The sequence below is a fragment of the Streptomyces deserti genome, assembly GCF_054782695.1.
This window is the reverse complement of the sequence record NZ_BAAGRZ010000028.1, coordinates 76040-102939: the sequence shown is the minus strand read 5'-3', so window position 1 is coordinate 102939 and position 26900 is coordinate 76040. Positions and strand designations below refer to the sequence as shown.

27 protein-coding genes and 2 pseudogenes are annotated in these 26900 nt (G+C 73.1%); 16 read left to right on the top strand and 13 right to left on the bottom strand.

What is annotated here, in order from left to right; genetic code table 11:
• Positions 1 to 4: 4 nt before the first annotated feature.
• Positions 5 to 364, bottom strand: a complete 360-nt coding sequence (locus ACYVMZ_RS32065; RefSeq protein ID WP_461085917.1) for an STAS domain-containing protein — start codon at positions 362 to 364, stop codon at positions 5 to 7.
• Positions 365 to 612: 248 nt separating this feature from the next.
• Between ACYVMZ_RS32065 and ACYVMZ_RS32060 the strand changes: the two genes are divergently transcribed.
• A complete protein-coding gene (locus tag ACYVMZ_RS32060) occupies positions 613 to 1041 on the top strand; it encodes a VOC family protein (RefSeq protein WP_461085915.1) in 429 nt (142 codons plus the stop codon).
• 79 nt (positions 1042 to 1120) lie between these two features.
• Here the strand turns inward: ACYVMZ_RS32060 and ACYVMZ_RS32055 are convergent, their stop codons facing one another.
• The gene (locus ACYVMZ_RS32055) at positions 1121 to 2386 is read right to left on the bottom strand and encodes an MFS transporter (RefSeq protein WP_461085913.1); all 1266 of its coding nucleotides are present in this window, start codon (positions 2384 to 2386) and stop codon (positions 1121 to 1123) included.
• Positions 2387 to 2634: 248 nt separating this feature from the next.
• On the opposite strand from ACYVMZ_RS32055, the gene ACYVMZ_RS32050 reads away from it, so the two are divergent.
• Positions 2635 to 3060, top strand: a complete 426-nt coding sequence (locus tag ACYVMZ_RS32050) for a CBS domain-containing protein (RefSeq protein WP_461085911.1) — start codon at positions 2635 to 2637, stop codon at positions 3058 to 3060.
• Between the two features lie 58 nt (positions 3061 to 3118).
• Here the strand turns inward: ACYVMZ_RS32050 and ACYVMZ_RS32045 are convergent, their stop codons facing one another.
• The gene (locus tag ACYVMZ_RS32045) at positions 3119 to 3571 is read right to left on the bottom strand and encodes a YbhB/YbcL family Raf kinase inhibitor-like protein (RefSeq protein WP_461085909.1); all 453 of its coding nucleotides are present in this window, start codon (positions 3569 to 3571) and stop codon (positions 3119 to 3121) included.
• Between the two features lie 307 nt (positions 3572 to 3878).
• Here ACYVMZ_RS32045 and ACYVMZ_RS32040 point away from each other — a divergent pair, with 307 nt between their 5' ends.
• Complete coding sequence (locus ACYVMZ_RS32040) at positions 3879 to 4814, top strand: sigma-70 family RNA polymerase sigma factor (protein WP_461085944.1); 936 nt, start codon at positions 3879 to 3881, stop codon at positions 4812 to 4814.
• On the opposite strand, the gene ACYVMZ_RS32035 is transcribed toward ACYVMZ_RS32040, so the two are convergent.
• The gene (locus ACYVMZ_RS32035) at positions 4720 to 5430 is read right to left on the bottom strand and encodes an MBL fold metallo-hydrolase (protein ID WP_461085907.1); all 711 of its coding nucleotides are present in this window, start codon (positions 5428 to 5430) and stop codon (positions 4720 to 4722) included. The genes ACYVMZ_RS32040 and ACYVMZ_RS32035 overlap by 95 nt on opposite strands.
• Complete coding sequence (locus ACYVMZ_RS32030) at positions 5427 to 6530, bottom strand: CapA family protein (RefSeq protein WP_461085905.1); 1104 nt, start codon at positions 6528 to 6530, stop codon at positions 5427 to 5429. Before ACYVMZ_RS32030 ends, ACYVMZ_RS32035 begins: the two co-directional genes overlap by 4 nt.
• Positions 6531 to 6586: 56 nt before the next feature.
• Here ACYVMZ_RS32030 and ACYVMZ_RS32025 point away from each other — a divergent pair, with 56 nt between their 5' ends.
• Positions 6587 to 8029 carry an RtcB family protein gene (locus tag ACYVMZ_RS32025; RefSeq protein ID WP_461085903.1) on the top strand — a complete coding sequence of 481 codons (1443 nt, stop codon included), beginning with the start codon at positions 6587 to 6589 and terminating at the stop codon, positions 8027 to 8029.
• Between the two features lie 278 nt (positions 8030 to 8307).
• Here ACYVMZ_RS32025 and ACYVMZ_RS32020 read toward each other — a convergent pair whose 3' ends face one another.
• Positions 8308 to 8763 carry an archease gene (locus ACYVMZ_RS32020; protein ID WP_461085942.1) on the bottom strand — a complete coding sequence of 152 codons (456 nt, stop codon included), beginning with the start codon at positions 8761 to 8763 and terminating at the stop codon, positions 8308 to 8310.
• A gap of 204 nt (positions 8764 to 8967) precedes the next feature.
• Between ACYVMZ_RS32020 and ACYVMZ_RS32015 the strand changes: the two genes are divergently transcribed.
• The 3 genes from ACYVMZ_RS32015 to ACYVMZ_RS32005 all read left to right on the top strand — a co-directional run bounded on the left by ACYVMZ_RS32015 (position 8968) and on the right by ACYVMZ_RS32005 (position 11570).
• A complete protein-coding gene (locus ACYVMZ_RS32015; protein WP_461085901.1) occupies positions 8968 to 9444 on the top strand; it encodes an Hsp20/alpha crystallin family protein in 477 nt (158 codons plus the stop codon).
• A gap of 139 nt (positions 9445 to 9583) precedes the next feature.
• On the top strand, positions 9584 to 10819 hold the full coding sequence (gene thiI / locus ACYVMZ_RS32010; RefSeq protein WP_461085899.1) for a tRNA uracil 4-sulfurtransferase ThiI: 1236 nt from the start codon (positions 9584 to 9586) through the stop codon (positions 10817 to 10819).
• A gap of 94 nt (positions 10820 to 10913) precedes the next feature.
• On the top strand, positions 10914 to 11570 hold the full coding sequence (locus ACYVMZ_RS32005; RefSeq protein ID WP_461085897.1) for a dienelactone hydrolase family protein: 657 nt from the start codon (positions 10914 to 10916) through the stop codon (positions 11568 to 11570).
• 184 nt (positions 11571 to 11754) lie between these two features.
• Here the strand turns inward: ACYVMZ_RS32005 and ACYVMZ_RS32000 are convergent, their stop codons facing one another.
• Positions 11755 to 13200, bottom strand: a complete 1446-nt coding sequence (locus ACYVMZ_RS32000; RefSeq protein WP_461085894.1) for an FAD-dependent oxidoreductase — start codon at positions 13198 to 13200, stop codon at positions 11755 to 11757.
• A 62-nt stretch (positions 13201 to 13262) separates the two neighbouring features.
• The gene (locus ACYVMZ_RS31995) at positions 13263 to 14474 is read right to left on the bottom strand and encodes a polysaccharide pyruvyl transferase family protein (RefSeq protein ID WP_461085940.1); all 1212 of its coding nucleotides are present in this window, start codon (positions 14472 to 14474) and stop codon (positions 13263 to 13265) included.
• Positions 14475 to 14722: 248 nt separating this feature from the next.
• Between ACYVMZ_RS31995 and ACYVMZ_RS31990 the strand changes: the two genes are divergently transcribed.
• Together ACYVMZ_RS31990 and ACYVMZ_RS31985 are read left to right on the top strand one after the other, a co-directional pair.
• Positions 14723 to 15382: a phosphoribosyltransferase gene (locus ACYVMZ_RS31990; RefSeq protein WP_461085892.1), complete on the top strand. Its 660-nt coding sequence runs from the start codon at positions 14723 to 14725 to the stop codon at positions 15380 to 15382.
• Between the two features lie 104 nt (positions 15383 to 15486).
• Entirely contained in the window at positions 15487 to 16452 is a 966-nt protein-coding gene (locus tag ACYVMZ_RS31985; protein ID WP_461085890.1) for a TerC family protein, read from the top strand.
• 282 nt (positions 16453 to 16734) lie between these two features.
• Here the strand turns inward: ACYVMZ_RS31985 and ACYVMZ_RS31980 are convergent, their stop codons facing one another.
• Positions 16735 to 17337: a hypothetical protein gene (locus ACYVMZ_RS31980; RefSeq protein WP_461085888.1), complete on the bottom strand. Its 603-nt coding sequence runs from the start codon at positions 17335 to 17337 to the stop codon at positions 16735 to 16737.
• 25 nt (positions 17338 to 17362) lie between these two features.
• Between ACYVMZ_RS31980 and ACYVMZ_RS31975 the strand changes: the two genes are divergently transcribed.
• A complete protein-coding gene (locus ACYVMZ_RS31975) occupies positions 17363 to 17524 on the top strand; it encodes an ArsR/SmtB family transcription factor (RefSeq protein ID WP_461085885.1) in 162 nt (53 codons plus the stop codon).
• A 92-nt stretch (positions 17525 to 17616) separates the two neighbouring features.
• Here the strand turns inward: ACYVMZ_RS31975 and ACYVMZ_RS31970 are convergent, their stop codons facing one another.
• On the bottom strand, positions 17617 to 17841 hold the full coding sequence (locus tag ACYVMZ_RS31970) for a hypothetical protein (protein ID WP_461085883.1): 225 nt from the start codon (positions 17839 to 17841) through the stop codon (positions 17617 to 17619).
• Between the two features lie 115 nt (positions 17842 to 17956).
• On the opposite strand from ACYVMZ_RS31970, the gene ACYVMZ_RS31965 reads away from it, so the two are divergent.
• Positions 17957 to 18862 (top strand): LysR family transcriptional regulator, encoded by a 906-nt coding sequence (locus ACYVMZ_RS31965; protein WP_461085881.1) that lies wholly within the window; start codon positions 17957 to 17959, stop codon positions 18860 to 18862.
• Positions 18863 to 18930: 68 nt separating this feature from the next.
• On the opposite strand, the gene ACYVMZ_RS31960 is transcribed toward ACYVMZ_RS31965, so the two are convergent.
• Complete coding sequence (locus ACYVMZ_RS31960) at positions 18931 to 19494, bottom strand: NADPH-dependent FMN reductase (protein ID WP_461085879.1); 564 nt, start codon at positions 19492 to 19494, stop codon at positions 18931 to 18933.
• A 118-nt stretch (positions 19495 to 19612) separates the two neighbouring features.
• Here ACYVMZ_RS31960 and ACYVMZ_RS31955 point away from each other — a divergent pair, with 118 nt between their 5' ends.
• From ACYVMZ_RS31955 to ACYVMZ_RS31940, 4 genes and pseudogenes are all read left to right on the top strand, one after another.
• Positions 19613 to 20287 (top strand): TetR/AcrR family transcriptional regulator, encoded by a 675-nt coding sequence (locus ACYVMZ_RS31955; protein WP_461085877.1) that lies wholly within the window; start codon positions 19613 to 19615, stop codon positions 20285 to 20287.
• Between the two features lie 91 nt (positions 20288 to 20378).
• On the top strand, positions 20379 to 21416 hold the full coding sequence (locus tag ACYVMZ_RS31950) for a LacI family DNA-binding transcriptional regulator (protein WP_461085875.1): 1038 nt from the start codon (positions 20379 to 20381) through the stop codon (positions 21414 to 21416).
• Between the two features lie 134 nt (positions 21417 to 21550).
• Positions 21551 to 21783: pseudogene (locus tag ACYVMZ_RS31945) on the top strand (4-hydroxybenzoate 3-monooxygenase); the annotation flags it as partial.
• 25 nt (positions 21784 to 21808) lie between these two features.
• Positions 21809 to 23245: an aldehyde dehydrogenase family protein gene (locus ACYVMZ_RS31940; protein WP_461085938.1), complete on the top strand. Its 1437-nt coding sequence runs from the start codon at positions 21809 to 21811 to the stop codon at positions 23243 to 23245.
• Between the two features lie 16 nt (positions 23246 to 23261).
• Here the strand turns inward: ACYVMZ_RS31940 and trxA are convergent, their stop codons facing one another.
• Positions 23262 to 23648: a thioredoxin gene (gene trxA / locus ACYVMZ_RS31935; protein ID WP_461085873.1), complete on the bottom strand. Its 387-nt coding sequence runs from the start codon at positions 23646 to 23648 to the stop codon at positions 23262 to 23264.
• A 119-nt stretch (positions 23649 to 23767) separates the two neighbouring features.
• Here trxA and ACYVMZ_RS31930 point away from each other — a divergent pair, with 119 nt between their 5' ends.
• Positions 23768 to 25198 (top strand): dihydrolipoyl dehydrogenase family protein, encoded by a 1431-nt coding sequence (locus ACYVMZ_RS31930; RefSeq protein WP_461085871.1) that lies wholly within the window; start codon positions 23768 to 23770, stop codon positions 25196 to 25198.
• A 15-nt stretch (positions 25199 to 25213) separates the two neighbouring features.
• On the opposite strand, the pseudogene ACYVMZ_RS31925 reads toward ACYVMZ_RS31930, so the two are convergent.
• Positions 25214 to 26840: pseudogene (locus tag ACYVMZ_RS31925) on the bottom strand (ABC-F family ATP-binding cassette domain-containing protein).
• Between the last annotated feature and the right edge of the window lie 60 nt (positions 26841 to 26900).

Below are 26900 nucleotides of genomic sequence, written 5' to 3'. Positions count from 1 at the left end.
AGATTCAGGCGCTCAGCGCCTCGTCGAGCGTGGGATGGCAGCCCACCACGGTGTCGAGTCCCACGAGCTGGACCACACGCAGCACCGGCCCCGGCGGTACGACCAGGCGCAGCCAGTTGCCGCCGCCGGCCTGGTGGGCGGCGACCAGGGTGTTGATGCCGGTGGAGTCGATGAAGGTCACCGCGCTGAGGTCGACCACGGTGTTCCGCCCGGCGTCCATGCACGTCACGACGGTGTCGGCGAGCCGTGATCCGACGGTGTAGTCGATCTCTCCCTCGATCGTGACGACCGTGATGCCGTCCCTTGTGGCGGCCTGTGTGATGGCCAGCGGTTCGGGGACCGCTGCTCCTTCGGCTTGCGTCACTGTTCCCCTCGGAGGTGGTGGAAGCAGGGCCCTGCCCGGCCCGGCCGCTGGGCCAACGATGCAACGCCGTCACCAGGCGGTGCAACCCCGCGTACGGCCCGCTCCCGAAACGCAACATCCGTGCGACCGAAAACCGCTCGACCGGCGCGGACCGGCGTGTCTACGATCCGGGGCGCGGCATCGCGTGTCGGTCACCGGCCGGGTGAGGCATGGAGGCGCCGCGGAGATGCCCGTGGAGGCATTCAACCGTGTCAGTCGAGTTCAACCACACCATCGTTCTCTCCCGCGACCGGGAGAAGTCCGCTCGTTTTCTCGCCGAGATCCTGGGACTGGAGGTCGGGGAACCGGCCGGGATGTTCCTGCCGGTGACGACCGCCAACGGCGTCACGCTGGACTTCGCGACCGTCGACGCCGACATCCCCGCGCAGCACTACGCGTTCCTCGTCTCCGAGGCCGAGTTCGGCGCGGCCCTCGCCCGGCTCGTCGAGCGCGGGATCCCGATCCAGGCCGATCCGCACGGCAGGCACCCGCGCCGGATCAACCGCAACGACGGCGGGCGCGGCGTGTACTTCACGGACCCGGCCGGTCACGGCCTGGAGATCATCACCCGCCCCTACGGCAGCGACCCGACCTCCCCGCTGAACGGCGTGACGGAAGAAGTCCCCGGGGCCTGCTGAGCCGGTGGGCCGGGCCGGGGTGAGGCGAGCGGCCGCCACGCCCCGGCCCGGTGGCCGACGCCTCCCGTCCCCGTTGCGTTCAGCCTCCGTCCGCCTTGAGGGGCAACCGGGCCGGCTCGCGGTCGCGGTCCGTGAGCTGGTCGCGGCGGGGGAGCAGCAGTGGGGTGGCCAGGAGGAGAACGCCGGCCACCGCGATCGCGGTGCGGAGGCCCGTCAGGCCGGCCAGCAGGCCCCACAGGGCGGTGAGGGCCGCGATGGTGGCCTTGCCGGTGGCCGACCAGGCGGACAGCGTACGGGCGACCCGGTCCGTCGGGGTCTGCTCCAGGCGGTACGTGGCGAACACCGGGTTGAACACGCCCATGCAGGTGATCAGTGCGAACTCCACGGCCATGACGAGCACGAGCCCCGCCGTGCCGGGCCGGACGAAGGCCAGCCCGAGGGGCCAGCAGGCCCGCAGCGCTCCGGCGGTGAGCAGGACCGGGTGCCGGCCGAACCGCGCGACGAGCCGGCGCGACAGCCGGGAGCCGAGCAGACCGCCGGCGCAGGGCACCGCGAAGGCGAGGCCGTACTGCCAGGGTGCGAAGCCGAGGTCTGCGAGCATCAGGACGGCCAGCAGCGGCGAGGTCGCCATGATCAGGCCGTTGACGAGGACCGTGTTGAAGAACAGCGGGCGCAGCGCCGGGCCGGCCAGGATGTACCGCCAGCCGTCGAGCAGGTCGCCGGCGTGCGGCCGGGGCCGCCGTGCGTCGGTGCGTACGGGGCGCTGTTCCGGGCCGCCGACCGCACGGATGCCGCCGGCCGACAGCAGATAGCTGACCGCGTCGGCGAGCACCGTCGTCACCGGGCCGAACAGCGCGACCGCGGCTCCGCCGAGCGGGGGCCCCACCATGGTGGCGGTCCATGTCGTGGCCTCGAACCGGCCGTTCGCGACGAGCAGGTCCCGCCGCGGGACGAGCTCCTTCAGGCACGCCCCGGCCGCCGCTTTGAAGGTGATGTCGGCCGCGGCGACGACGACGGACACCACCAGCAACTGGGCGAAGCCGAGCCCGCCGAGGGCGTACACGACGGGGATGCTCAGCAGCGCCGCGCACCGGACCAGGTCCGTCGCGATCATCACCGGCCGTTTGCGGCGGAACTCCACCCACGGCCCGAGCGGTACCGACACCACCGCCCCCACCGCCGCCCCCGCGGCCGCCAGCAGCGACACCTGGGCCGGCCCCGCGTCCAGCACCAGGACCGCGATCAGAGGGAACGCGTCGAACGCGAGCCACGTGCCCAGCGTGCTGACGGTGTACGCCGCCCACAGCCACCGGAACCGCCGCCCCAGCGACCGCCTCCCCACCATGCCCGGCTCGTCCTCGCTCTCCCACCCGGACGACCTCGCGTCGACCGGGGGACATCAAAGCGAGCAGCGGTCCGCGCGGGCAAACAACCGATCGGCCGGTGAGTCACCACCACTGGTTGTTCCACTCCCGGCCGGCCACCGCGGGGGCACTCCCGACCCGAGGGCGACGTCCCGTGGCCGGTTTACGGCCGCCGGTGCGGGCTACGCGGCGACCGGAACACATTGGCCGCACAGCCCTGGAGGTGCCCATGACCCGGCGGATACGGGACGTCATGTCGCCGGACGCGACGTCCGTCGAGCCGATGACCACGGTGGCGCGGGCGGCCCGCCTGATGCGAGAGAAGGACATCGGCGACGTCCTGGTGGCCTACGACTGCGACCTGTTCGGTGTGCTCACCGACCGCGACATCGTTCTGCGGGGCGTCGCCGAGGGCCGCGACCCCGAGGCCACGTCCGTAGGCTCCCTGTGCACGCGCCCGCCCGTGGCGACCCTCGCGCCGGACGACACGACCGACCACGCCGTCGACCTGATGCGGCGCTACGCCGTGCGCCGCCTGCCGGTCGTGGAGCGCGGCGGCTGCCCGGTGGGCATGGTCAGCCTCGGCGACCTCGCTGCGACGGAGGACCCGCACTCGGCCCTGGCGGACATCAGCAGGGCCGCGCCCAACCACTGAACCGCCGCGACCAGGCACGCCCCGCAGTGCCAGTTCAGCGCCGGTTCCAGCGCCGGTGTCAGCGCTGGTACAGCCCCACCAGCGTCCCGCTGGCGAGCTGCCGTTTCTCGACCGCCTCGTGCACCTGGTCGGCGCTGGGCGCGTCGGGCAGGACGCACGGTTCGGACAGGGCGTAGAGCCGGAAGAAGTAGCGATGCGCCTCGTCCCCGGGAGGGGGATGCGGGCCGCCCCAGCCCCGTTCGCCGTAGCCGTTGACGAGTTCGGTGCCGCCCGGTGGGCACTGGCCCGCGTCGACGCCCCCGCTGCGCGGGTCGATGCCGACCACGATCCAGTGCGTGAAGGTGCCCGACGGGGCGTCGGGATCCTCGCAGAGCAGCAGCAGTTCGGCCGCGTCGTCCGGTACGCCGCTCCAGGTCAGCGGAGGGGAGACGTTCTCTCCCTCGTACGCGTACCGGCGTGCGATGAAGGAGTGGTCGTTGAATGCGTTACTGATGAGTTCGATGCCGGACATGTGCCCCGGTGTACCCCCGCCGGGACCGGACATGCGGTTCGGCCTCGACGGCCTCGGGTACCCGAGGGATCTCCGGAAAGAAAGCCGGACATCGGCCCGGAACCGGTCCGGAGCAGTCCTTGGGACCGTGTCCGGACAACAGGAGGGGACGGAGGAAGCGAGGATGTCTCCCCTGGCAGAAGCATCCGCGGCTGAAACGTCCGCGGCAGATACGTCCACAGCGGAAACGTCCGCGGCAGACCCGTCGGCGGCCGACCCGCACGAGGACCGCCGTGCCCCCGCCCGCACCGCCCGGCTGCGCAGCCGTATCCCCGAGCCCGACGAGGAACCGGACCTGCTCGGCCAGTACCTCGCGCAGATCGCGGCGACGCCCCTGCTCAGGGCCGAGGAGGAGGTACGGCTCGCGCAGCGCATCGAGGCCGGGGTCCAGGCGATGGAGGAACTGAGCCGGGCCGACGTCGGTGAGCCGGGCCTCGAACCCGAACGGCACCGGGAACTCCAGGAGGCCGTCCGCGACGGGCAGGCGGCCAAGGACCACATGGTGCGGGCCAACCTCCGGCTCGTGGTGTCCATGGCCAAACGGCACGCCCACCGGGGCCTGCCCCTGCTGGACGTCATCCAGGAGGGCAACCTGGGGCTGATCCGGGCGGTCGAGAAGTTCGACCACACCAAGGGCTTCAAGTTCTCCACGTACGCCACCTGGTGGATCCGCCAGGCGATCGAGCGGGGCCTGGCCGCGCACGCCCGGACCGTACGGCTGCCGATGCACGTCGTGGAGCAGCTGCAGAAGCTCGCCAAGGTCGAGCGGAAGCTGCAGCTGAGCCTGGAGCGCGAGCCGACCGCCGCGGAGGTGGCCCGCGAGAGCGGCCTCGCCGAGGAGAAGGTCGACTGGCTGCGCCGCGTGGGGCGGCACGCGGTCAGCCTCGACACGCCGGTGGACGAGACCGGCGAGACCGTCGTCGGCGACCTCATCCCCGACACGGAGGTGCTGCAGGCCCCGGAGGTCGCCGAATACCAGGCGCTCGCCGAGGAGTTGCGGGAGGCCGTCGGCACGCTCGCGCCCCGCGAGGCGCTCATCCTCAGCCTGCGGTACGGCCTGCACGACGGACGGCCCCGCACCCTGGAGCAGGTCGCCCAGCACGTGGGTCTCACCAGGGAGCGGGTCCGCCAGCTGGAGAAGGCCTCGCTCGCGCACCTGCGCGCCCCGGAGACCCGGGACCGTCTGCTGACCTGGGCGGGCTGACCGGGAACAGCAGGGAGTACGTGCGCCCCTCCACGCCCCACTCGCCGGCCGGCGGCCGTGCCCCCGCGTCCATCGCGCGCAGCACGGGCCGCCCGATGTGGGCGAACACCAGCCGCCGCACCCCGTGCCGTACGGCCTGCTCGGCGACGGTCTGCACGGTCGCGTGGCCGCCGACGCCGCCCCGGAACCGGATCGGCCGGCCCCAGGCGGCGGCCTCCGCGAACATCAGGTCCGCGCTTGCGGCCCACCGAGGGAATTCCCAGAACTCGGGCGCCCACACCACCGCGCGCCCACCCGCCTCGACGCGGTAGCCGTACGCGGGATGGGATGTGTGCGCGACCGGGTGGCACCGCACCCGTACGTCCTCCAGGTCCATGTCCCCGGCCCGCAGCGGAACCCCCCGCTCGGCGGCGCTCCGGCGCAGTGCGGACCGCAGTTCCGCCTGCTCGTCGGTGACCAGCCAGCCGTCCAGCCGGCCGGGCGGCGGCTCGGCCCCGGCCCCGCCGTCGAACGCCACGCGGTGCCCGGCGCAGCGCAGCAGCAGGCCGGCGGGCGCGAACCGCGGCGAGTTCATCGCCCCGGCGCCGAGCAGGGTCAGGCGCAGCCGGCGGTTCATGAGCCGCGCGCCAGCGCGAGGGCACCGTCGGACTCCAGGACCACCCGCACCCCGCCGCTGATCCGGTCGAGCGTCGCGCGCAGCCAGGCGCGGTCCTCGTCCGGTGCCGGTTCGAGCCGCATCCGCCGGACCCGCAGCGGCACCATGCGCAGCCCGGCCAGATGCCCGCTGTCCGCCGCGACCGAGACGAGGAAGGCCAGCCGCAGGTCGTCCCGGTAGTCCTCGTAGCCGGAGATGCCCTCGTAGTCGTCGACGAAGTCGCCGCAGCCGTACAGGATCAGCCGGTCGCGGTACACCTCCAGCGGGCGGGGGTGGTGCGAGGAGTGGCCGTGCACGACGTCGACGCCGCCGTCCACCAGGGCGTGCGCGAAGCGGACCTGGTCCCGGGAGACGCGGTAGCCCCAGTTGGAGCCCCAGTGCACGGACACGACCACCAGGTCACCGGGCCGCCGGGCCCGACGTACGCGCTCCACGACCGCGTCGGCCTCCCACAGCGACAGTTCGGGGAGGTACGCCACACCGGGCCGGTCCCGGGTCGCCGCCCAGTCGGACGGGACGCCGCTGGACGCCGCACCGAGGGCGAACACCAGCATGCGAACGCCGCCGGGCAGGGGGACGGCGGCGGGCGCGTGGGCCTCGTCGGCGTCGCGGCCCGCGCCCGCCGTGCGCAGGCCCGCCCCGGCGAGCGTGTCCAGGGTCTCCAGCAGACCGGGCGGGCCGAAGTCCAGGACGTGGTTGTTGGCCAGGACGCAGACGTCGGGCCGGATCGCGGTCAGCGCGGGCAGGTTGTCCGGGTGCATCCGGTAGTGGATCTCCTTGCCCGGCGCGAACGTGTCGCTGCGGGTGACCGACGTCTCCAGGTTCACGATGCGAGCGTCCACCCCGTTGGTCACCCGAAGCGCCTCGCCCCACGGCCAGGAGGGCGCAACGGGCGCGGGGATCGGCCCGTTCACCGACTCCGCCAGCCGGACGTAGGACCGCGCGTCGACGACGTACGCCTCCCGCAGTGCCGGATCACCGGGATGCGCCAGGATCTGGTCGACGCCGCGCCCGAGCATCACGTCCCCGCACAGGAACAGCGTCACCACGCTGCCGCCCATGTCTCCACGGTAGGCCGACCGCGCGCATGGAGCCGCCCCCGCGCGGTACTCGCAGCATGGCGCAGGAGGTCGCGATGGAACTGGCCGTGGACCTGGTCGAGGACCGCCCCTACCGCTTCCGCATCCCACCCCGGGCGCCGATGCGCGTACCCGGCGTGGTCTTCGCCTCCCGCGACCTGCTCGCCGACGCCGAGCAGTCCTTGCAGCAGGTCGTCAACGTGGCCACACTGCCGGGCATCGTCGGCGCCTCGTACGCCATGCCGGACGTGCACTGGGGCTACGGCTTCCCCATCGGCGGCGTCGCGGCGACCGACATCGGCCGGGGCGGGGTCGTCTCGCCCGGCGGGGTCGGCTTCGACATCTCCTGCGGGGTGCGGCTGCTGGCCGCCGACGCGGACCGGCGCGAGCTCCAGCCGGCGCTGCCCGCCGTCATGGACGGCCTGGACCGGGCGATCCCGCGCGGCGCGGGCCCCGGCGGAGTGTGGCGGCTCACCGGCCCCGGACAGCTGGAGCGGATCCTGCGCGGCGGCTCCCGCTACGCGGTCGAGGAGGGGCACGGCGAGGAGCGCGACCTGACCCGCTGCGAGGACGGCGGAGCGGTCGCCGACGCCGACGTCGGCCAGGTGAGCGGGCGGGCGCGGGACCGCGGCCTCGGGCAGGTCGGCAGCCTCGGGTCCGCCAACCACTTCCTGGAGGTCCAGCAGGTCGCCGAGGTGTACGACGAGACGGTCGCCGCCGCCTTCGGCCTCGCCCTCGGCCAGGTGTGCGTGATGATCCACTGCGGCTCGCGCGGACTCGGCCACCAGATCTGCACCGACCACGTCCGCGCGATGGACCGGGCCATGGCCCGGTACGGCATCACCGTGCCCGACCGGCAACTCGCCTGCACCCCCGTCGACTCCCCGCAGGGACGGGACTACCTGGGCGCGATGGCCGCGGCCGCCAACTACGGCCGCGCCAACCGCCAGCTGCTGTCCGACGCGGCCCGCCAGATCTTCCGCCGCGCCGCAGGGACCCGTCTGTCGCTGGTCTACGACGTGTCCCACAACCTCGCCAAGATCGAGACCCACGAGGTCGAGGGGCAGCGCCGCAAGCTGTGCGTCCACCGCAAGGGCGCCACCCGCGCCTTCCCGCCCGGCCACCCCGAACTGCCCGCCGACATCAGGGAGTTCGGCCAGCCGGTGCTGATCCCCGGCACGATGGGCACGGCCTCGTACGTGCTGACCGGCGTGCCCGGCGGCGACGCCTTCCACTCCACCTGCCACGGCGCGGGCCGCGTCCTGAGCCGCCACCGCGCCGCACGCACGGTCACCGGGAGGGAACTGCGGGCCAGGCTGGAGGCCTCCGGCATCGCCGTCCGCCCGAAGTCCTGGCGGGGCCTGGCCGAGGAGACACCCGAGGCCTACAAGGACGTGAGCGCGGTGGTGGCCGCGAGCGAGGGCGCCGGGCTGTGCCGCACGGTGGCCCGGCTGGTGCCGCTCGGGGTGGTCAAGGGCTGACAGGGCTGACGCCGAGTTCGCCCGGGAGGGGCAGAGGCCGGTCCGCCCGGGAGGGGCACAGGCCGGGTCCGCCCGGATACCTGCCTGTCTCAGGCGCCGACCGTCACGGCGCACGACCAGCCGTTCACGGGTCGACCGTCACCGTGGACGACCAGCCGTTCACGGCTCGACCGTCACGGCGCACGACCAGCCGTTCACGGGTCGACCGTCACCGTGGACGACCAGCCGTTCACGCGTCGACCGTCACCGTGCACGACCAGCCGTGCACGACCAGCCGTTCACGCGTCGACCGTCACCGTGCACGACCAGCCGTACGGATCCGGCCCGATGTGCAGATCGTTCCACGCCACGGCCTTCGGCACGGCCCCGGTGATCTCCACGTCCGACAGTCCGGCGACCGCCAGCCGCACGTCCAGGTCGCCGTCGGCCTCGTCCGCCTCCACGTCCACGGGCACCTGGCCGTACACCTCCAGCCGGTAGATGACCTCGTCCAGCAGCGTGGCCAGCAGGTCGTCGTCACTGGCCTCGGCCAGCCGGACCCGGTCCACGGCGGTGGGCCGCACCCCGGAGACGTCGGCGAAGCACTCCACCATCCCCAGCACCGCCTCCGCCAGGCAGTGCTCCCGGCTCGCCGCCCACGCCTCGATCCGGATGTCGGCGGTATGCGGCACCGCCCGGTGCCCGCTCGTACCCGGCCGCCGTACCCGCCTGTCGTCGTCCGCGTCACCGACCATGTCAACCGACTGCCCGATCATCGGCCACGCATGCAGTGCTGCGGATGGACCTTGACGCTCAAGGGCGCCGCGCGCTTCCTTGAAAGAGGTATCAAAGGGGACATCAAAGGGTGGTCACCTGGGCACCGCCGGACCGGGGCGGGGTGTCAGACGCCTGCGTTCCGGTTACCCGGAAGGAATCGGGAGTGGAACGGAGGTTGTGTCGTGAATCTGCCCGCGCAGCACACCGGCGGGCCTCTGGAAGAGCGGCGCCGGCCGGGCTGGGGACTGTGGGACTGGAACCCCTTCACCGAGGTCGACAACCCCCGGCGTGACACGGGCCGGACCCCCGGGCACGGCGCGACTGCCGTGTGGGGGAGCGGCTCCTGGGTGCCCGCGGTCGAGGAGGACGAGACCGACGACGCCTACGTGGTCCGCGCCGAACTGCCCGGCATTCCGCGGGAGAACATCACCGTGGACATCGACGACCGGGACCTGCGGATCTCCGGCGAACTGACCGACGAACTCAAGGACCGGGTCCTCTCGCGCCGCGCCGGCCGGTTCTTCTACCGCACCAGCCTGCCCAGCGGCGTCGACCCCGAGAAGGCCGAGGCGGAACTGACCGACGGCGTCCTGCGAGTCCTCCTGCCGAAGGCCGGCGCCACCAGGCGGCGCAGCATCGCCATAGGAGGCAGAGGCTAGAACGCGTGGCACGCGCACGTGCCGAACCGCACGTGCCCTTTCGGACGATGGGTAAGACGAGGGGTGCCCGCGCGGGCACCCCTCGTCGGGTGACGAGCACACCGGCGCTCGTACCGAGGGAGGAAGGAGGGAGCCAGGTATGCGGCAAGCGTGTGTGCTGCTGAAGTACGGAGAACTGGCGCTCAAGGGGCGCAACCGCGGGCGCTTCGAGCAACAGCTGCTCGCCAACGCGCGCCGCGCCCTGGACGACCTCGGCCCGGGCGTGCGGGTCCGCCGCCGGCGCGGGGTGATCGTCCTGTCCGCCCCCGGCCGGCCGGACCTCCAGCCGGAGCTGCTTCACCGGGCCCGCGAGGTGATCGGGGTCAGCGTCGTGCAGCCGGCGCTGCGCGTGGACCGCACGCCCGAGGCGGCGGTCGCGGCGGCCCTCGAACTGGCCCGCGCCGCACGGCCCGACGGCACGCGGCCGCGTTTCGCGGTACGGGCCCGGCGCCGGGACAAGGACTTCCCGCTCACCTCGACCCAGTTGAACGCCCTGATCGGCGCCGCGATCAACGGGGAGCTCGGCTGGCCGGTCGACCTCGGCCACCCGGAGGTGGAGGTGGCCGTCGAGGTCGACCGGCGGGAGATCTTCGTCTCCGCGGAGCGGTACAGCGGCCGGGGCGGGCTGCCCGTCGGCTGCAGCGGCCGGGCGCTGGTGCTCCTCTCCGGCGGCTTCGACTCCCCGGTCGCCGCCCACCGGGCCATGCGGCGCGGCCTGGCCTGCGACTTCGTGCACTTCACCGGCGCCCCGCTGACCGGGCCCTCCTCCGCGTACAAGGCGTACGCCCTGGTCCGCTGCCTGGCCCGGTTCCAGGGCGAGGCACGGCTGTGGATCATCCCCCTGGGGCACGCCCAGCGGGAGCTGTCCCTGGCCGGGGCCGGTTCCCTGCACGTGGTCGCCCAGCGCCGCCTGATGGTGCGCACCGCCGACCGCCTCGCCCAGCAGTACGGCGCACACGCCCTGGTCACCGGGGACAGCCTGGGCCAGGTCTCCAGCCAGACGCTGTCCAACCTGGCCACGGTCGAGCAGGCCGCCACCCTTCCGCTGCTGCGGCCGCTGCTGGCCTGGGACAAGGAGGAGATCATGGCGGAGGCGGACCGGCTGGGCACCGGGGAGATCTCCCGCCTGCCCGACGAGGACTGCTGCAGCCTGCTCGCCCCGCGGTCCGTGGCCACCCGCACCACCCCGAGCGGCCTGGAGCGGCTCGAGCGGCGGCTGGACGTGGCGGGCACGGTGGAGAACCTGCTCGCCAAGGCCCGCCTGCTGCGCGTGACCTCGGGCCGGGCGGAGAACACCGAGGCTCTGGCCGGGGAGCGGTCCGCGGCGGCGTCCTGACCGACTCCCCGCCCGGGAGGTGGGAGCCGCGCCCCATCGCGGGTACGCGGCCGGGAGCACACACTCATCGATCCCGGGGGAGAGGAGTCTCCCGATGATCTCCCAGACGGTCACGGTGCCCGCCGACGGCAGGGCGCTGCCCGGCGACCTCGACGTGCCGGCCCCCGCCCGGGCGGTCGTGCTGTTCGCACACGGCAGCGGCAGCTCCCGGCACAGCCCGCGCAACCGCCAGGTCGCCGCCGATCTGCGCACCGCCGGACTCGGCACCCTGCTCATCGACCTGCTCACCGCAGAGGAGGAGCGGCAGGACATTCTGACAGCCGAACTGCGCTTCGACATCCCCCTGCTGGGCCGCCGCCTGATGGCCGCCATCGACTGGCTGGCGGCCGAGCCCGCCACGCAGGACCTGCCCGTCATCCTGTTCGGCGCCAGCACCGGCGCGGCCGCCGCCCTGCTCGCCGCCGCCGGACGGCCCGACCGGGTGCTGACCGTCGTCTCGCGCGGCGGACGGCCCGACCTGGCGGGCGACGCCCTGGACGCCGTACGGGCACCCGTACTGCTGATCGTGGGCGGGAAGGACCACCACGTGCTGCGCCTCAACGAGGAGGCGGCCCGGCGGCTGCACGCCCCGCACTCCCTGCACGTGGTCCCCGGCGCCACCCACCTCTTCGAGGAACCCGGCGCCCTGAACCAGGTCGCCGACGCGGCCCGGCAGTGGTGCGACGAACAACTGAGGGCCGCGGCACGCTGACACCGCCCGACCGGCCTCCGGCGGTGGCCGGGCTACGGCAGCGCGAGGGCCGTAGCGCCGCACCCCGCAGCCGCCCGTCGCCGTCAGCCGGCCGAGGCATGCGCCCTGCTGCTTCCGCGTGCCGGCTGTAGCAGGCGGCGGACGGCAGTAGCGCGCGTGTGCTCGTCCCGGCTGCCCCGGGCCGTCAGCCCGCCGCTGGTGCGCCGATCCGCAGTCGGGCGCCCTGGCGCAGGAGTTCTCGTTGCACCAGGCGGTAGGGCAGGCCCCGTGGGCCGTGTCCGTGGCGTACGGTCATCGCGGCGCACACGCCGGCCGCCTGGCCCGTCGCCATCGCGATCGGCATGACGCGGTACGACGAGTGCGCCACGTGCGTGCCGGAGATGCAGCGGCCGGCCACGAGGAGCCGATCCGTCCCGCGCGGGATGAGGCAGCGCAGCGGGATGTCGTAGAAGCTGCCCGTCGGGACTCGCTTCAGGACGGTGCCGGAACCGCGCGGGTTGTGGATGTCGACCGGGTAGGCGCCGTGCGCGACGACGTCCGGGAAGGGGCGGGCGGCCAGGATGTCGTGACCGGTGAGCTGGTAGTCGCCCAGGACGCGCCGGGTCTCCCGTACGCCGATGTGGACACCGCTCTGCACCAGGTACGACTCCTCGAAACCGGGCACGCGGGTGCGCAGGAAGTGGTCGATCTGCGCCATCTGGCGGCGGGCGGTGTACTCGGCCCGGGTCAGGTCCCACACGCTGGTGCCGAGCACCCGGTTCACGCGCGTGCAGTTGACGCTGACCTCGCGGGGATGCGGGGTCGCGAAGAACAGGATGTCCTCACGCGGCAGCCGCAGATCGCCGTCGGCCCTGGCCTCCTCCACCAGGTCCCACAGGCCGTGCACGCCGCGCCACTGGTCGGGATGCGCGCGCACGTAGTCGGCGAAGTCCGGCCGGGCGAAGTCCGCGACCCGGAACATCAGCGTCATGGGCTGCACGAGTCCGTCCTCGGGCCGGCCGATCTCGTACGGCGCCCCGCACGCGGCCGCGACGTCGCCGTCGCCCGTGCCGTCCACGACCACCCCGGCGTCGATCACCACCGGACCGGACTTGGTCTCGAACACCACCCGCCAGCCGGAGCCGTCCTCCAGCCGCAGCGCGCTGGAGGCGAAGGCGTGGAACAGCATCCGCACACCCGACTCGTCCATCATGTCGAGCAGCACCAGCTTGAACAGCTCCGGGTCGAACGGGACCGTGTACCCGGTCCTCGGCGAGGGCTTCAGACAGCCGCCGCGCCCCATGAGCCGGTCCAGCAGCCGCCACAGCACCCCCGCGACGACCGGCTCGCCCTCGCCGTGGTCGGTGGGCAGCAGCCGGGCGTCCTCACCCGACTCGCTGAACGTGGCCTGCTTGTGCTCGTTGTGGAACGACATCAGCGGCATGACCAGCGCCACCGTCGCGTTGCCGCCGAGGAACCCGTAGCGCTCCACCAGGACGACCTCGGCCCCGGCGTCGGCGGCGGCCACCGCGGCGGCGCACCCGGCCGGGCCGCCGCCGACCACGAGGACGTCGCACCGGCCGCCGTGCCGGGCGGACCGTGGCGGCAGAGTGACCGTGCTGTTCTCTCGGGGCTCTTCCAGGATCGGCATCGGTCTCCTCCCGCGGGGCGGGCTCGGCTGCCACGTCCGGCAGGCTCGGCGGCGTCACACGTTCACACGCTCAGCGGCCGGGGCTCGGCTGCCGAGGCGTCCTGCTCCGCCGCCGTGTCCGCCCCGCCGTCGATCTCGTCGAGCAGGGTCCCGCAGCGGGTGCAGGTCTCCCGCGCCAGCACGGACAGTTCCCGCATCCGGGAGTGCAGGTCCGTACGGCGCTGCGGATACTCGTCCCACAGCCGGTCCACCTCCGCCAGCAGCAGCCCCGCCTGCTCGCGGGCCACCCCGACCAGGGCGGGCGCGCCGATGCGGCTGGCGAAGTCGAAGACCTTGCCCGAGTAGGGCAGCGGCAGCACGGGCAGCCCGGACAGCGCCGCGAAGATCACGAAGTGCAGGCGCATGCCGACGGCCAGGTCCAGGTGGCGCATGAAACCGAGGACCTGCCCCGGACTGTAGGAGCCGTGCAGGATCCGGCCCTGGTCCGGCGCCGTCATGTGGGACAGCACGGCGTGGGCGTGCCGTACGTCGTGCCGCTCCATCGGCAGGAACACCACGTGCGCGTCCAGACGCCGTACGAGGAAGTCCGCGACGTCGGCGAGCAGCGCGTGGTAGTCGCCCTCGTCCAGCTTCTCGGCCGCCCGGCCCGGCTCCCGCACCGACATGCCCACCAGGCGGGCGGCGGTGGGGACGCCCTCGTGGCGCATCATCTCATCGGTGAAGGGCTCCGGCTCCAGCAGCAGCGCCGGATCGGCGGTGACGACGACGTCGCGCTCGACCCCGACCTCCTCCAGCACGAGACGGGACTCCTCGTCGCGCACCACGACGTCGTCGAAGTCCGCCAGCACGGTGCGCACGGCCTCCCGGTCCTCGGCCTCCCGCAGCGGGCCGGCGCCCACGGCGTAGGCGAACGTACGGATGCCGCGCTCCTGCGCGGCCCGCACCAGCCGGAGATAGCGGCGCGCCTCGCCGTCGTAGAGGATCCCGCCGCCGCCCAGCACCAGCAGGTCCAGGGATGCCAGGGTCTCCATGACCCGGTGGCGGCTGACGCCCTCCCAGTCCACCACCTCGTCGGCACCCGGATGGTGGATACGGGTGTGCTCGGCGTTCCGGCTGAAGACGACCAGCCTGGCCTGCGGCCGCTGTGCGCGCAGACAGCCCAGCACACAGGTCAGGATCGACTCGTCGCCGATGTTGAAGCCGCCGTACGAACCCAGCACGCCGATGCGCGGGCCCGACCGGGCGAGCTGCGGATGTGAAGGGGGAGTGATCATCCGGGTGGCTCCCGTCACGTCGGAGTCTGCGAGGGCGGGTGCGCCCATGGCGCGGAGGGGTGATGCCGTGCGATGCCGTGCGTACGGTCCCTCGGGTTGCCTGCGTGGCCCGGCCGGAAACACCCCGCCTTCCGAGTGTGACGGAGGTCGGGGCGGTGCGCATCGTCCAGCGGCGAGGGGGTACGCGGGTGCCGGACCGAAGGGGCCGTCTCCGGATGGGAACGACGGGAGAAGGAGGCGCATCCGCCATGCGGTTCCGTGATCGCCGGGAGGCCGGCCGGCAACTGGCCGAACAGCTGCGCGTTCGCCAGGACGAGGGAACCCTGCCGGATCCCGTCGTCCTGGCCCTGCCCCGCGGCGGCGTCACCGTCGCCCGCGAGGTCGCCCGGGCACTGGACGCCCCGCTGGACGTGCTCGTCGTACGGAAGATCGGCGCGCCCTTCCAGGAGGAGCTCGGTGTCGGCGCGATCGCCGGTGACGAGGAGCCGCTCTTCGACACGGACACCTTGCGCCGTCTGAGTCTGAGCGAGGCCGTGCTCGCCCCGGTGGTCCAACGGGAACGCGCGGAACTCCGTCGCCGTGAGCGGCTCTACCGGCAGGGCCGTCCCGCCCCCGAGCTGCGGGGACGGACCGTGATCGTCGTCGACGACGGGCTGGCGACCGGCGCCACGGCCCGCGCCGCGCTGCGCTTCCTGCGGCGCCAGGATCCCGCGCGCATCGTCCTGGCCGCGCCGGTCTGTTCACCGGAGGCGGCCGACCTGCTGCGCCCCGAGGCGGACGAGGTGATCTGCCTGTACCAGCCGGCCGCGTTCATGGCCGTCGGCCTCTGGTACGACGACTTCGACCAGCTGACGGACGAGGACGTCCTGCGGGCGCTGCGGGATCACCACCGGTCGGTGAGCCAGTAGCCCCGTCCTTACCTTTGCTTGACCCGCTGTTCACCTGTGTGCGGTGGAAGAGACCACTGACTGCGGCGACGCTGTCGATCTCCACCCCTGCACCAGGAGTACCAGTGAACGTCTCACCCGCCGTCTGGCTGCTGACCGTCGCAGCCCTGTGTCTGCTCGTCGCCGTCGACTTCTTCATCGGCCGCAAACCCCACGACGTGTCCGTCAGGGAAGCCGGGACCTGGACCGTCGTATGGATCGTCCTGGCCTGCGTGTTCGGGCTGGGGCTGCTCTACTTCGGCGGGGCGCGGCCGACGGGGGAGTTCTTCGCCGGGTACATCACGGAGAAGTCACTGAGCGTCGACAACCTCTTCGTCTTCGTCCTGATCATGGCGAAGTTCGCGGTGCCGTCGCAGTACCAGCAGCGGGTGTTGATGATCGGCGTCATCATGGCCCTGGTGCTGCGCGCCGTGTTCATCGCGGCCGGCGCGGCGATCATCTCCGCGTTCTCGTGGGTGTTCTACCTCTTCGGCGCCTTCCTGATCTGGACCGCGTGGAAGCTGATCCAGGACGCCCGCAAGGAGGAGCACGAGGAGGAGTACCAGGAGAACAAGCTGCTGAAGGCGGTGGAACGCAGATTCGGTGTGGCCGACCGCTACCACGGCACCAAGCTGTTCATCACCGAGAACGGCAAGCGCGTGATGACTCCCATGCTGGTCGTGATGCTCGCCATCGGCTCCACCGACGTCCTGTTCGCCCTCGACTCGATCCCCGCGATCTACGGCCTCACCCAGGACCCCTACATCGTGTTCACCGCGAACGCCTTCGCCCTGATGGGCCTGCGCCAGCTGTACTTCCTCATCGGCGGCCTGCTGAAGAAGCTGGTCCACCTCAGTTACGGCCTGTCGATCATCCTGGGCTTCATCGGTGTGAAGCTGGTCCTGCACGCACTGCACGAGTCCGGCGTCCACGTTCCCGAGATCAGCATCCCCTTCTCGCTCGGCTTCATCGTGCTCGTCCTGGCGGTCACGACGGTGACGAGCCTGCGGGCGGCGAAGAAGCAGGAGGCCGGGGAACGGCAGGCCGTGTAGCAGGGGTGTGCGGCAGTGGGACGAGCAGGAAGACGGCCGCGTAACCGAACTGGGGCGCGGTCACGACCGCGGCGGCCGCGCCCGGCGAGACGTCGAGGCCCGCGGCCACCAGTGGGCTGATCGCCTGAGGGAAGTACACGTTTCCCACGGCCACGCCGCAGACCAGCGCCAGCAGCAGGATCAGCCGGGGCACTCGCGGTCGGCCGCGCTGTACGGTTGTGCTCCGTCATGCGCCGAACTCCACGGCACTGCGCGGCCTTGCCAAAGGATGTAGCGGGGGCCTCAATGATCAGCTTCCTGCTCGACGTCGAGGACCTCGCCGACACCCGGTTCGCGATCTCGCCCCTGCGCGAGGTCATGGGCAGCCTGCGGGCCCTGCGCGCCCCCGGCCTCCACCCCCTGCACGTGCGGTGGCGTGCCGCGGTACTCCAGCGACTCGACCCGGCCGACGCCCGGCTGCTTGCGGCCCTGGTGGGGGACACCCTGGCCCTGCCCGACTTCCTGACCCCCAGGCCGACGACCTTCGCGCCCACGTTGCACGAGCAGCTGACCGCCGTACGGGCCACGCCCCCGGAGATCGTCCGCCGTGACCTGAGCGCGGCCCACGCGCCCGCACCGCTGCCGGAGGCCCTGCGGGCGGTCACCGCGCCCGGTGACGCGTCCGTCGCCGAGTTCCTGGAGGAGCTGGGCGAACTCCTCCACCGCTACTGGGAGCTGGCGCTCGCGCCGTCCTGGTCGCGGATGCGGCTGGTCCTGGAGGCCGACATCACCTACCGGGCCCGGCAGCTGGCCACCGGCGGCGCCCGGCTGCTCTTCGCCGACCTGCACCGGAACGTGCGCTGGCGGGACGGCGTCCTGCGCATCGACCAGATGATCGGACGCCATCACGTCGACGGCTCCGGGCGGGGCGGTGGAGCTCGCCCGGCGCCTCGGTGTCACCCCGAGCGCGGTCTCCCAGCACCTGCGGGTACTGCACGCTGCGGGCCTGGTCACCCGCACCCGCGACGGGCGGCACGTGCTGTACCGGCGCAGCCCGCTCGGCGACCAACTGGCCGCACACGGCGGGGCTTGACTCCGAGGTCAGGCACTTGGTCGCCGCCTCGCCGCGAGAACCTCGACGCCTTCACCCGGGGACATCGCCGATTGCACCGAGCGGCTCCCGCCTCAACGGCTCGCCGAACTCCGCTGAGCCGGGGCTGCGGGCCTGCTGCGGGACACGACCCGCGTGCCGCAGCCGTCGACGACGCGGACCTGCAGCGAGCCGCACCCGCAGCGAGTCCACACCGTACGGCCCGCTGCGGTGGTGTGCCGGGACACCACCTGGAACGGCTCGGCACCGTCCGGCCAGCCGCAGTGCGGGCAGATGGCGGCGCCAGTCGTGCTGGTCATGGCAACTCCTCGTACGTCGTGGCTGATTCGGCCGTCGCGACACAGCCAGGGTGCGCCGGAGCATCCGTACACGTCGAGGTTGACTTTGTGGACGTGACCGTGAAGCGTGGGCTTCATGATTGACCTGCGCAGGCTGCACGTCCTTCGGGCGGTCGCCCACTACGGCACGGTCACCGCGGCCGCCCGCGCCCTGCATTTCACGCCGTCCGCCGCCTCCCAGCAGATCCGGCAGCTCGCCCGCGATCTCGGCGTGGACCTGCTGGAGCCGCAGGGGCGCGGTGTACGGCTCACCCCGGCCGCCGAGAGCCTGCTCGCGCACGCCGACGCCATCCAGGCCCGCTGGGAGCAGGCCGAACTCGACCTGCGGGCCGACCACGGCACGCCGACCGGGCCGTTGCGCGTGACCGGGTTCCCGGTGGCCGTCTCGGTGCTGCTCGCGCCGCTGGCGGTCCGGCTGGGCGAGCGGTATCCGCGGCTGTCCGTGCGGATCACCGAGGCGGGGGTGCCGGGGAGCTTCGACCTGCTCTTCGAGGGGGAGGCCGACCTGGCGGTGGTGGAGGCCACCCCGCACAACCCGCCGCTGAGCGACGCGCGGTTCGACCAGCAGCCGCTCCTGGACGACCCGTTCGACCTGGTCGTCCCCGAGGGGCATCCGCTGGCCGGGCGGGCGCGCGTCGACCTCGCGGAGGCGGCGCGCGAGTCCTGGATCGCGCCGGTGCCGGAGAGCCCCTGCCGCCCGCATGTGATGTCCGCGTGCGGTGCCGCCGGCTTCACCCCGGACGTCGTCCACCACGCGCTGGACTGGAACGTCACCGCCCACCTGGTCGCCCACCGGCTCGGCATCGCCCTGATCCCGCGCCTGGCCCAGCTGACGCCGCACCTGCCGATCACCCGGGTGCGCTGCACGGGCAACCCGCACCGCAAGCTCCTCACCTGCACCCGGGGCGGCGGCCACGCCCGCCCGGCCGTCGCGGTCGCCCTGCGGGAACTGCGCGAGCTCGCGCCGACGGCGGTGGCCTGATCCGCGTCGCCCGGCATGCGAAAGGGCCGGAGCCCGGTGAGCTCCGGCCCTTCGGGTGCGGGGCGCGGTCAGGCCGCGGCCGGCTCCGTGGTCGTGCCGTGCAGCCGGGCGATGACCTCGGTCAGCTGCGCGGCGACCTCGGCGTCGTCGACCGGGTGCGTCTCGGCGAAGCGGGTCAGCGAGCCGGGGATGGACAGCTTGATGTCCTCGATCACCTTGCCGCCGGCCACGCCCACGGACTTGCGGGTCTCGTCGTGCGCCCAGACACCGCCGTACTGGCCGAAGGCGGTGCCGACCACGGCGACCGGCTTGCCGCTGATCGCACCGGCACCGTACGGGCGGGACAGCCAGTCGATGGCGTTCTTCAGCACGGCCGGAATGGTGCCGTTGTACTCGGGGGTGAAGAGCAGCAGGGCGTCGGCGGTGGAGGCGGCCTCGCGCAGCTTGACGGCGGCGGCCGGGACGCTGCCCTCGACGTCGATGTCCTCGTTGTAGAACGGGATGTCGGCCAGGCCCTCGAACAGCTGCACCTCGGCGCCCTCAGGGGCGAGCTTGACGGCGGCCTCGGCGAGCTGACGGTTGTGCGAACCGGCGCGAAGGCTGCCGACGAGCGCAAGGATGCGAACAGACATGCGGAACTCCCAGGTGCTGAAACACTGCCGTAACGATCCGGACCGAGGTCCGTTTAATGTTGTACCACCCTAACCGGACTGCGGTCCAGTTTCATTCCCGATGCTTTACGCTGGCTTCATGTCCGCCGCTTCGCCGCCTCTCCCGACGCCCCAGGAACCCGTCGACCGGCCGCACCTGCCGCAGCTCGGCCAGGACACCGGCATCGACGAGCCCTGCCTGCGGGCCGATGCCGCGCGCAACCGGGCCCGGCTGCTGGAGGCCGCCGCCCGGCTGGTGGCGGAGCGCGGCGCGGCCGGCGTCACGATGGAGGCGGTGGCCGCGGCGGCCTCGGTCGGCAAGGGCACGGTCTTCCGCCGCTTCGGCGACCGCACCGGCCTGCTCACGGCCCTGCTGGACCACACCGAGAAGAAGTTCCAGGCCGCGTTCCTCAGCGGCCCTGCGCCGCTGGGGCCCGGGGCGCCCCCCGCCGAGCGGCTCCGGGCGTTCGGCTGCGCCATGCTGCGGCGCTCGACCGAGGAACTGGAGCTGTTGCTGGCCGCCGAACCGGGCGCGGACCGCCGCTTCGCCTCGCCGCCCCGCCGCGTGCTGCGCCACCACGTGACCCTGCTGCTGCGCCAGGCGGTCCCGGACGCGGACTGCGAGCTCTTCGCGTACACGCTGATGGGCCAGCTCGACCCCGCCCTGATCCATCACCTGACCCAGCAGTGCGGGATGCCGCTGGAGCGGCTGGAGGCCGCGTGGGTCGACCTGGTCGACCGGGTGACGGGCGCGGACGGCCGCGCCGCCCCGTAGGCGGTCCGGCAGACGGTCCGGCCGCACACCGTTTCCGCACAACTCCCCCGCCCGAAGCCTCTGTTCGGGCTTCTGCAAAGATGCGGTCGTCATGGTGCAGATACCGAACACGCCCGCGCCCGCGTCGCCCGCACCCCTGCGCTCCGTGCCGACGAGCGCCGATGTGGCCCGCCTGGCCGGCGTCTCGCGCGCGACCGTCTCCTACGTCCTCAACAACACCAGCGCCGTACGGATCAGCGAGCCCACGCGCCGCCGGGTCCACGCGGCCGCGAAGGAACTCGGCTACGTCCCGCACGCGGCGGCCCGCAGCCTGCGCGCCGGGCACAGCCGGATGGTCCTGATGCCCGCGCCCGCCTTCCCCGTCGGCCCGCTCTACAGCCGGTTCATCACCGACCTCCAGGGGGCGCTCGGCCGCCTCGACTACACCGTCGTCCAGTACGGCACCGGCGGCCCGCACGGCGACGAGGCCGCCCGCGCCTGGGCCGAGCTGCGGCCCGTGGCCGTGCTGGTACCCGGCTCCGGACTCGGACCGCGGGGCGTGGCGGTGCTCAAGCGTTCCGGCGCCCGGGCGGTGGTCACCCTCGGCCCGGAGACCGTCGAGGGCGCGTACGCCCTGCTCCTGGAGCATGAGGCCGTCGGTCACAGCGTCGGCGCCCACCTCTACGACCGCGGCCGGCGACGGATCGGCGTCGTCGTCCCCCAGGAGCCCGGCCTGGAGGTGTTCTCCGCGCCCCGCCTCGCGGGCGTGCGCCAGGCCGTGCGCGGCACGGCCGCCACGGTGACCGAGCTGCCGCTCGCCTACGACGAGGAATCGGCGGCGCGGCTCGCCGCACGCTGGAGCGAGCTCGACCTCGACGGGGTGTTCGCGTACAACGACGAGTACGCGATGCTGCTGATGCGCGCCCTGCAGGACGAGGGCGTGCGGATCCCGGCGGAGACGGCCGTGGTCGGTGCCGACGACCTGATGCTCGGCCGGCTGCTGCGGCCGCGGCTGAGCACGGTCCGCCTGGAGCTGCCGTCCGGCCGGGAGCTCGCCGAACTGGTCGACCGCGCGGTGCGCGACCCCGGCGCCGCGCCCGAGACGCACAAGGTGCTGGGGGCCACGGTGGTCCACCGCGACTCCAGTTGACGTGCGGGAGGCGCGGCGTGCGCACATCGGCGGCGGCCCCGCACACCGGGGCATCGAGCTGCGATCCGACCGGGCACGGCACCGCCGACTTCGCTTCCGGCCCACGAGCCGATCCGGGAATCTTCACCGCGTGGCACCGGACAGGTGTCACCCAACTCCTCGACAGGTACTCGGACATATGCCTGGCACGTTGTGTGGCAGGCCATGCGCTTCTCCTGCGACATGACTAGGATGTTGCACGCTCAACCAAATGGGGATGCGTTCGAGCACCGGCCGCGGCTTGCCCGGCTGCGCCGGAACCGCCGCGTCCCGCCCCGCGGCCGTCGAACTGGCCGCGCCCTACACGGGACTTCCGCTCACCCTGTGAGCCGGTGACCGATCGGAGAGCCCTCATGCCGTTGCTCGAACCGAAGACCTGGCAGCTCCGCGTCCTGGCGGGAGGGGAGTACACCGTCACCGAGCCCGCCACCGGTGACGCGCTCGGCACCGTCACTCTCGCCACCGCCGAGGACGTACAGGCCGCCGCCGTGGCCGCCCGTGCCGCCCAGGCGGAATGGGCGCGCGTGCCGCACTTCGTCCGCGCCGCGGTGCTTCGCAAGGCCGGCGACCTGTTCACGGCACACGCCGGGGAACTGCGCGAGTGGCTGGTGCGCGAGTCCGGCTCCATCCCGGGCAAGGCCGACTTCGAACTGCACGTCGCCGCGCAGGAGTGCTACGAGGCCGCCGCGCTCGCGTCCCGCCCGGCCGGCCAGGTCCTGCCCAGCGAGGCGCCCCGCCTGTCCTACACGCGGCGCGTCCCCGTCGGGGTCGTGGGCGTGATCTCCCCGTTCAACGCGCCGCTGATCCTGTCCATCCGCTCCGTGGCCCCGGCCCTCGCGCTGGGCAACGCGGTCGTGCTGAAGCCGGACCCGCGCACGGCCGTCTGCGGCGGACTGTCCCTGGCGGCGGTCTTCGCCGAGGCGGGCCTGCCCGAGGACCTGCTGCACGTCCTGCCGGGCGGCCCCGAGGCCGGGCAGGCCCTGGTGGCCGACCCGCACGTCCCCGTCATCTCCTTCACCGGCTCGACGGCGGCCGGCCGGGCGGTCGGCGAGGCCGCAGGCCGCCATCTCAAGCGGGCGCACCTGGAACTCGGCGGCAACTCCGCGCTGATCGTGCTGGAGGACGCCGACCTCGACGCGGTGATCTCCACGGCCGCCTGGGGCTCGTTCTTCCACCAGGGCCAGATCTGCATGACGACCGGACGCCACCTGGTGCACGCGTCCGTCTACGACGAGTACGTCGAGCGGCTGGCCGCCCGGGCGGACTCGCTCGCCGTGGGCGATCCCCACCGCGAGCAGGTCCACCTCGGCCCCATCATCGACGGGGCACAGCTGGGCAAGATCCACACTCTGGTCGAGTCCAGCACCGCCAGCGGCGCCAAACTCGCCGCGGGCGGCACGTACGAGAAGCTCTTCTACCGGCCGACCGTCCTCGCCGACGCCGACGACCGCACCCCCGCCTATACGGAGGAGGTGTTCGGCCCGGTGGCCCCGGTGCGGCCGTTCAGCACCGTCGTCGAGGCGGCCACCCTGGCCGCGCACAGCGCGTACGGCCTGTCCCTGGGCATCGTCACCCGGGACTCCGCGCGCGGCCTGGACCTGGCCGAGCGCATTCCCACCGGCATCGTCCACATCAACGACCAGACCGTGAACGACGAGGCCGTCGCCCCCTTCGGCGGCATCGCCGCCTCCGGCACCGGCGCCCGCTTCGGCGGCGAGGCCAACCTGGAGGCCTTCACCGAGCTGCGCTGGACGACGGTGCGCGGGGACGTGGCGACGTACCCGTTCTGAGGCCGCTTACAGGGTGTTACTCGCCCTGCTGCGGCTGCTGGTCCTGCTGCTGGGCGATCGCCTTGCGGACCTCGTCCATGTCGAGCTTCCGGGCCTGCCCGATGACGTCCGCCAGGGCGGCCTCGGGCAGGGCGCCCGGCTGGGCGAACACGGCGACCTGGTCACGGACGATCATCAGCGTCGGGATGGACTGGATACCGAAGGCCGCGGCCAGCTCCGGCTGCGCCTCGGTGTCCACCTTGCCGAACACCAGGTCCGGGTTCTCCTCCGCCGCCTTCTCGTAGACCGGGGCGAACTGACGGCACGGCCCGCACCAGGACGCCCAGAAGTCGATCAGGACGAACTCGTTCTCCGTGACCGTCTGGTCGAAGTTCTCCTTGGTGAGCTCCACGGTGCTGCTCATGGCGTGTATCCCTCTTCCTGGTGTCGGGTCAAGCCGTCGGCACAACACGGCCGACCGGTCACGTATTCCGCGCCTCTACCCATGTGGCCACGGCGCACACCACCCACCAGACTGACCCCATGACGGAAACGGATTCCATCGCGTACGACGTCGTGGTGCTCGGAGCCGGACCCGTGGGGGAGAACGTCGCCGACCGCACGCGCGCGGCCGGCCTCGCCACCGCGGTCGTGGAGAGCGAGCTGGTCGGCGGCGAGTGCTCGTACTGGGCGTGCATGCCCAGCAAGGCCCTGCTGCGCCCGGTCATCGCCCGGGCCGACGCCCGCCGCGTGCCGGGCCTGCGCCAGTCGGTGCAGGGGCCCCTCGACGCGCCCGCGGTCCTTGCCCACCGGGACTACTACACCTCCCACTGGAAGGACGACGGCCAGGCCCGGTGGCTCGACGGCATCGGTGCCGACCTGTACCGCGGGCACGGGCGGCTCACCGGGCCGCGCACGGTGACCGTGACCGGCCCCGACGGCACGCGGCGGGTCCTCACCGCCCGGCACGCCGTGGCCGTCTGCACCGGCAGCCGCGCCGCACTGCCCGACCTGCCCGGACTCGCCGACGTGAGGCCCTGGACCAGCCGGGAGGCCACCAGCGCGCAGGCCGTACCCGGCCGTTTGGTGGTGGTCGGCGGCGGTGTGGTCGCCACCGAGATGGCCACCGCCTGGCAGGCCCTGGGCTCGAAGGTCACCATGCTGGTCCGCGGCAAGGGCCTGCTGGGCCGCATGGAGCCCTTCGCCGGCGAACTGGTCGCCGAAGCCCTCACCGAGGCGGGCGCGGAGGTCCGCACCGGCACCTCGGTGGAGTCCGTGACCCGCCAGAACGGCACCGTCGTGGTCGTCACCGGCACCGGCGACCGCATCGAGGCCGACGAGATCCTCTTCGCCACCGGCCGCGCCCCGCGCACCGACGACATCGGCCTGGAGGCGGTCGGCCTGGAACCCGGCTCCTGGCTCGACGTCGACGACAGCCTCCGCGTCACCGGCCACGACTGGCTGTACGCGGTCGGCGACGTCAACCAGCGCGCCCTGCTCACCCACCAGGGCAAGTACCAGGCCCGCATCGCGGGCGCGGCCATCGCCGCCCGGGCCACCGGAGAGAACACCGGGGCGGAGGCGTGGGGCGCGCACACCGCGACCGCCGACCACGCCGCCGTCCCCCAGGTCGTCTTCACCGACCCGGAGGCGGCGGCCGTGGGCCTGTCCCTGGCCGAGGCGGAACAGGCCGGACACCGCGTCCGGGCCGTCGACGTCGACCTGTCCTCGGTCGCGGGCGCTGGCCTGTACGCCGACGGTTACAAGGGCCGCGCCCGCATGGTCGTCGACCTCCAGGACGAGATCCTGCGCGGCGTCACCCTCGTCGGCCCGGGCGTCGGCGAACTCATCCACTCGGCGACCATCGCGGTGGCCGGTCAGGTTCCGGTGAGCCGCCTGTGGCACGCGGTGCCGTCCTACCCGACGGTCAGCGAGGTGTGGCTGCGGCTGCTGGAGGCCTACCGGGACAGCTGAGTCACGGCACCTTGGTCAGGCGTACGAGACCAGCTCCAGGTACTCCTCGCTCCACACGTCCTCGTCCGCCTCCGGCAGCAGCAGCACCCGGTCCGGGCGCAGCGCCTGAATCGCGCCCTCGTCGTGGGTGACCATGACGATCGCGCCCGGATACGTGCCCACCGCGCCCAGCACCTCGGTGCGGGACGCCGGGTCCAGGTTGTTGGTGGGCTCGTCGAGGAGCAGGACGTTCGCACCCGAGTGCACCAGGCCCGCCAGGGCGAGGCGGGTCTTCTCTCCGCCGGAGAGCACGCCGACGGGCTTGTCGGCGTCGTCGCCGGAGAACAGGAACGAGCCCAGGACGTGGCGGACCTCGCTGTCGGTGAGGTGCGGAGCGGCCGCCGCCAGTTGCTGACGTACTGTCAATCCGGCCTCCAGCGTGTCGTGTTCCTGGGCGAAGTACCCGAGTCGCAGCCCGTGCCCGTGGACCACCCGGCCGCTGTCGGGCGTGTCCCGCCCGGCGAGGATGCGCAACAGGGTCGTCTTGCCGGCGCCGTTGGGGCCGAGCACCACCAGCCGACTGCCCCGGTCGACGGCCAGGTCGACGCCGCGCAGGACGGATTGACCGCCGTAGGACCGGGTCAGACTGATGGCGCCGAGCGGGATCCGGCCGCAGGGCGCCGGCTCGGGCAGCCGGATGCGGGCCGTCTTCTCGGCGCGCCGGACCGGTTCGAGCTCGGCGAGCATGCGGTCGGCACGCCGGGCCATGTTCCGCGCGGCGGTCGCGGTCGCCACCCGGGCGCGCATCTTGTCGGCCTGGGCGTGCAGTGCCGCCGCCTTGCGCTCGGCGTTCGCCCGCTCGCGCGCCCGGCGCCGCTCGTCCGCCTCGCGGCGGGCCAGGTAGGCGTCCCAGCCGGTGTTGTGGATGTCGAGGGCGGCGCGTGCCGGGTCCAGGTGGAAGACGCGGTTGACGGTGTCGGCGAGCAGCGAGGTGTCATGGCTGATCATCACCAAGCCCCCCTGATGGCTCGTCAGGAAACTGTGCAGCCAGGCGATCGAGTCCGCGTCCAGGTGGTTCGTCGGCTCGTCCAGGAGCAGGGTGTCGTGCCCGGCGAACAGGATCCGGGCCAGCTCCACGCGACGGCGCTGACCGCCGGACAGGGCGCCGAGCGGCCGTTCCATCACGTCCGTCGGCAGGCCGACACCGGCGGCGACCCGGGCGGCCTCCGCCTCCGCCGCGTAGCCGCCACGGGCCTGGAACTCGGCCTCGGCGCGCACGTAGGCGTTCATCGCCCGCTCCGTCCCGTCGGCCATGGCCGCCTCGGCGCGGCGCAGCGCCCGTACGGCACGGTCCAGGCCGCGCGCCGACAGGATCCGGTCCGCGACGGTCACCGACTGGTCGGCCGCGCGGGAGTCCTGCGGGAGATGACCCACGTCGCCGGTTCGGGTGACGGTCCCGGCGGCGGGGCGCAGGGTGCCCGCCAGGGTGTTCAACAGGGTCGTCTTTCCGGCGCCGATGGGGGTACCTCCCTGCTCGAGCGAAGCCGAGAGCTTGGGGGAGGCCTACCAGGCCGATGCGGTCGCCGGGGGAGACGTGGAAGGAGATGCCGGACAGCAGCAGACGCGCGCCGACGCGCACGTCGACATCACGAACAGTGATCATGAGAAGACGCTCCGAACAAGCAAGAGGACACACGGGTGGCGTGAAAGCGGGTCCTCGGCT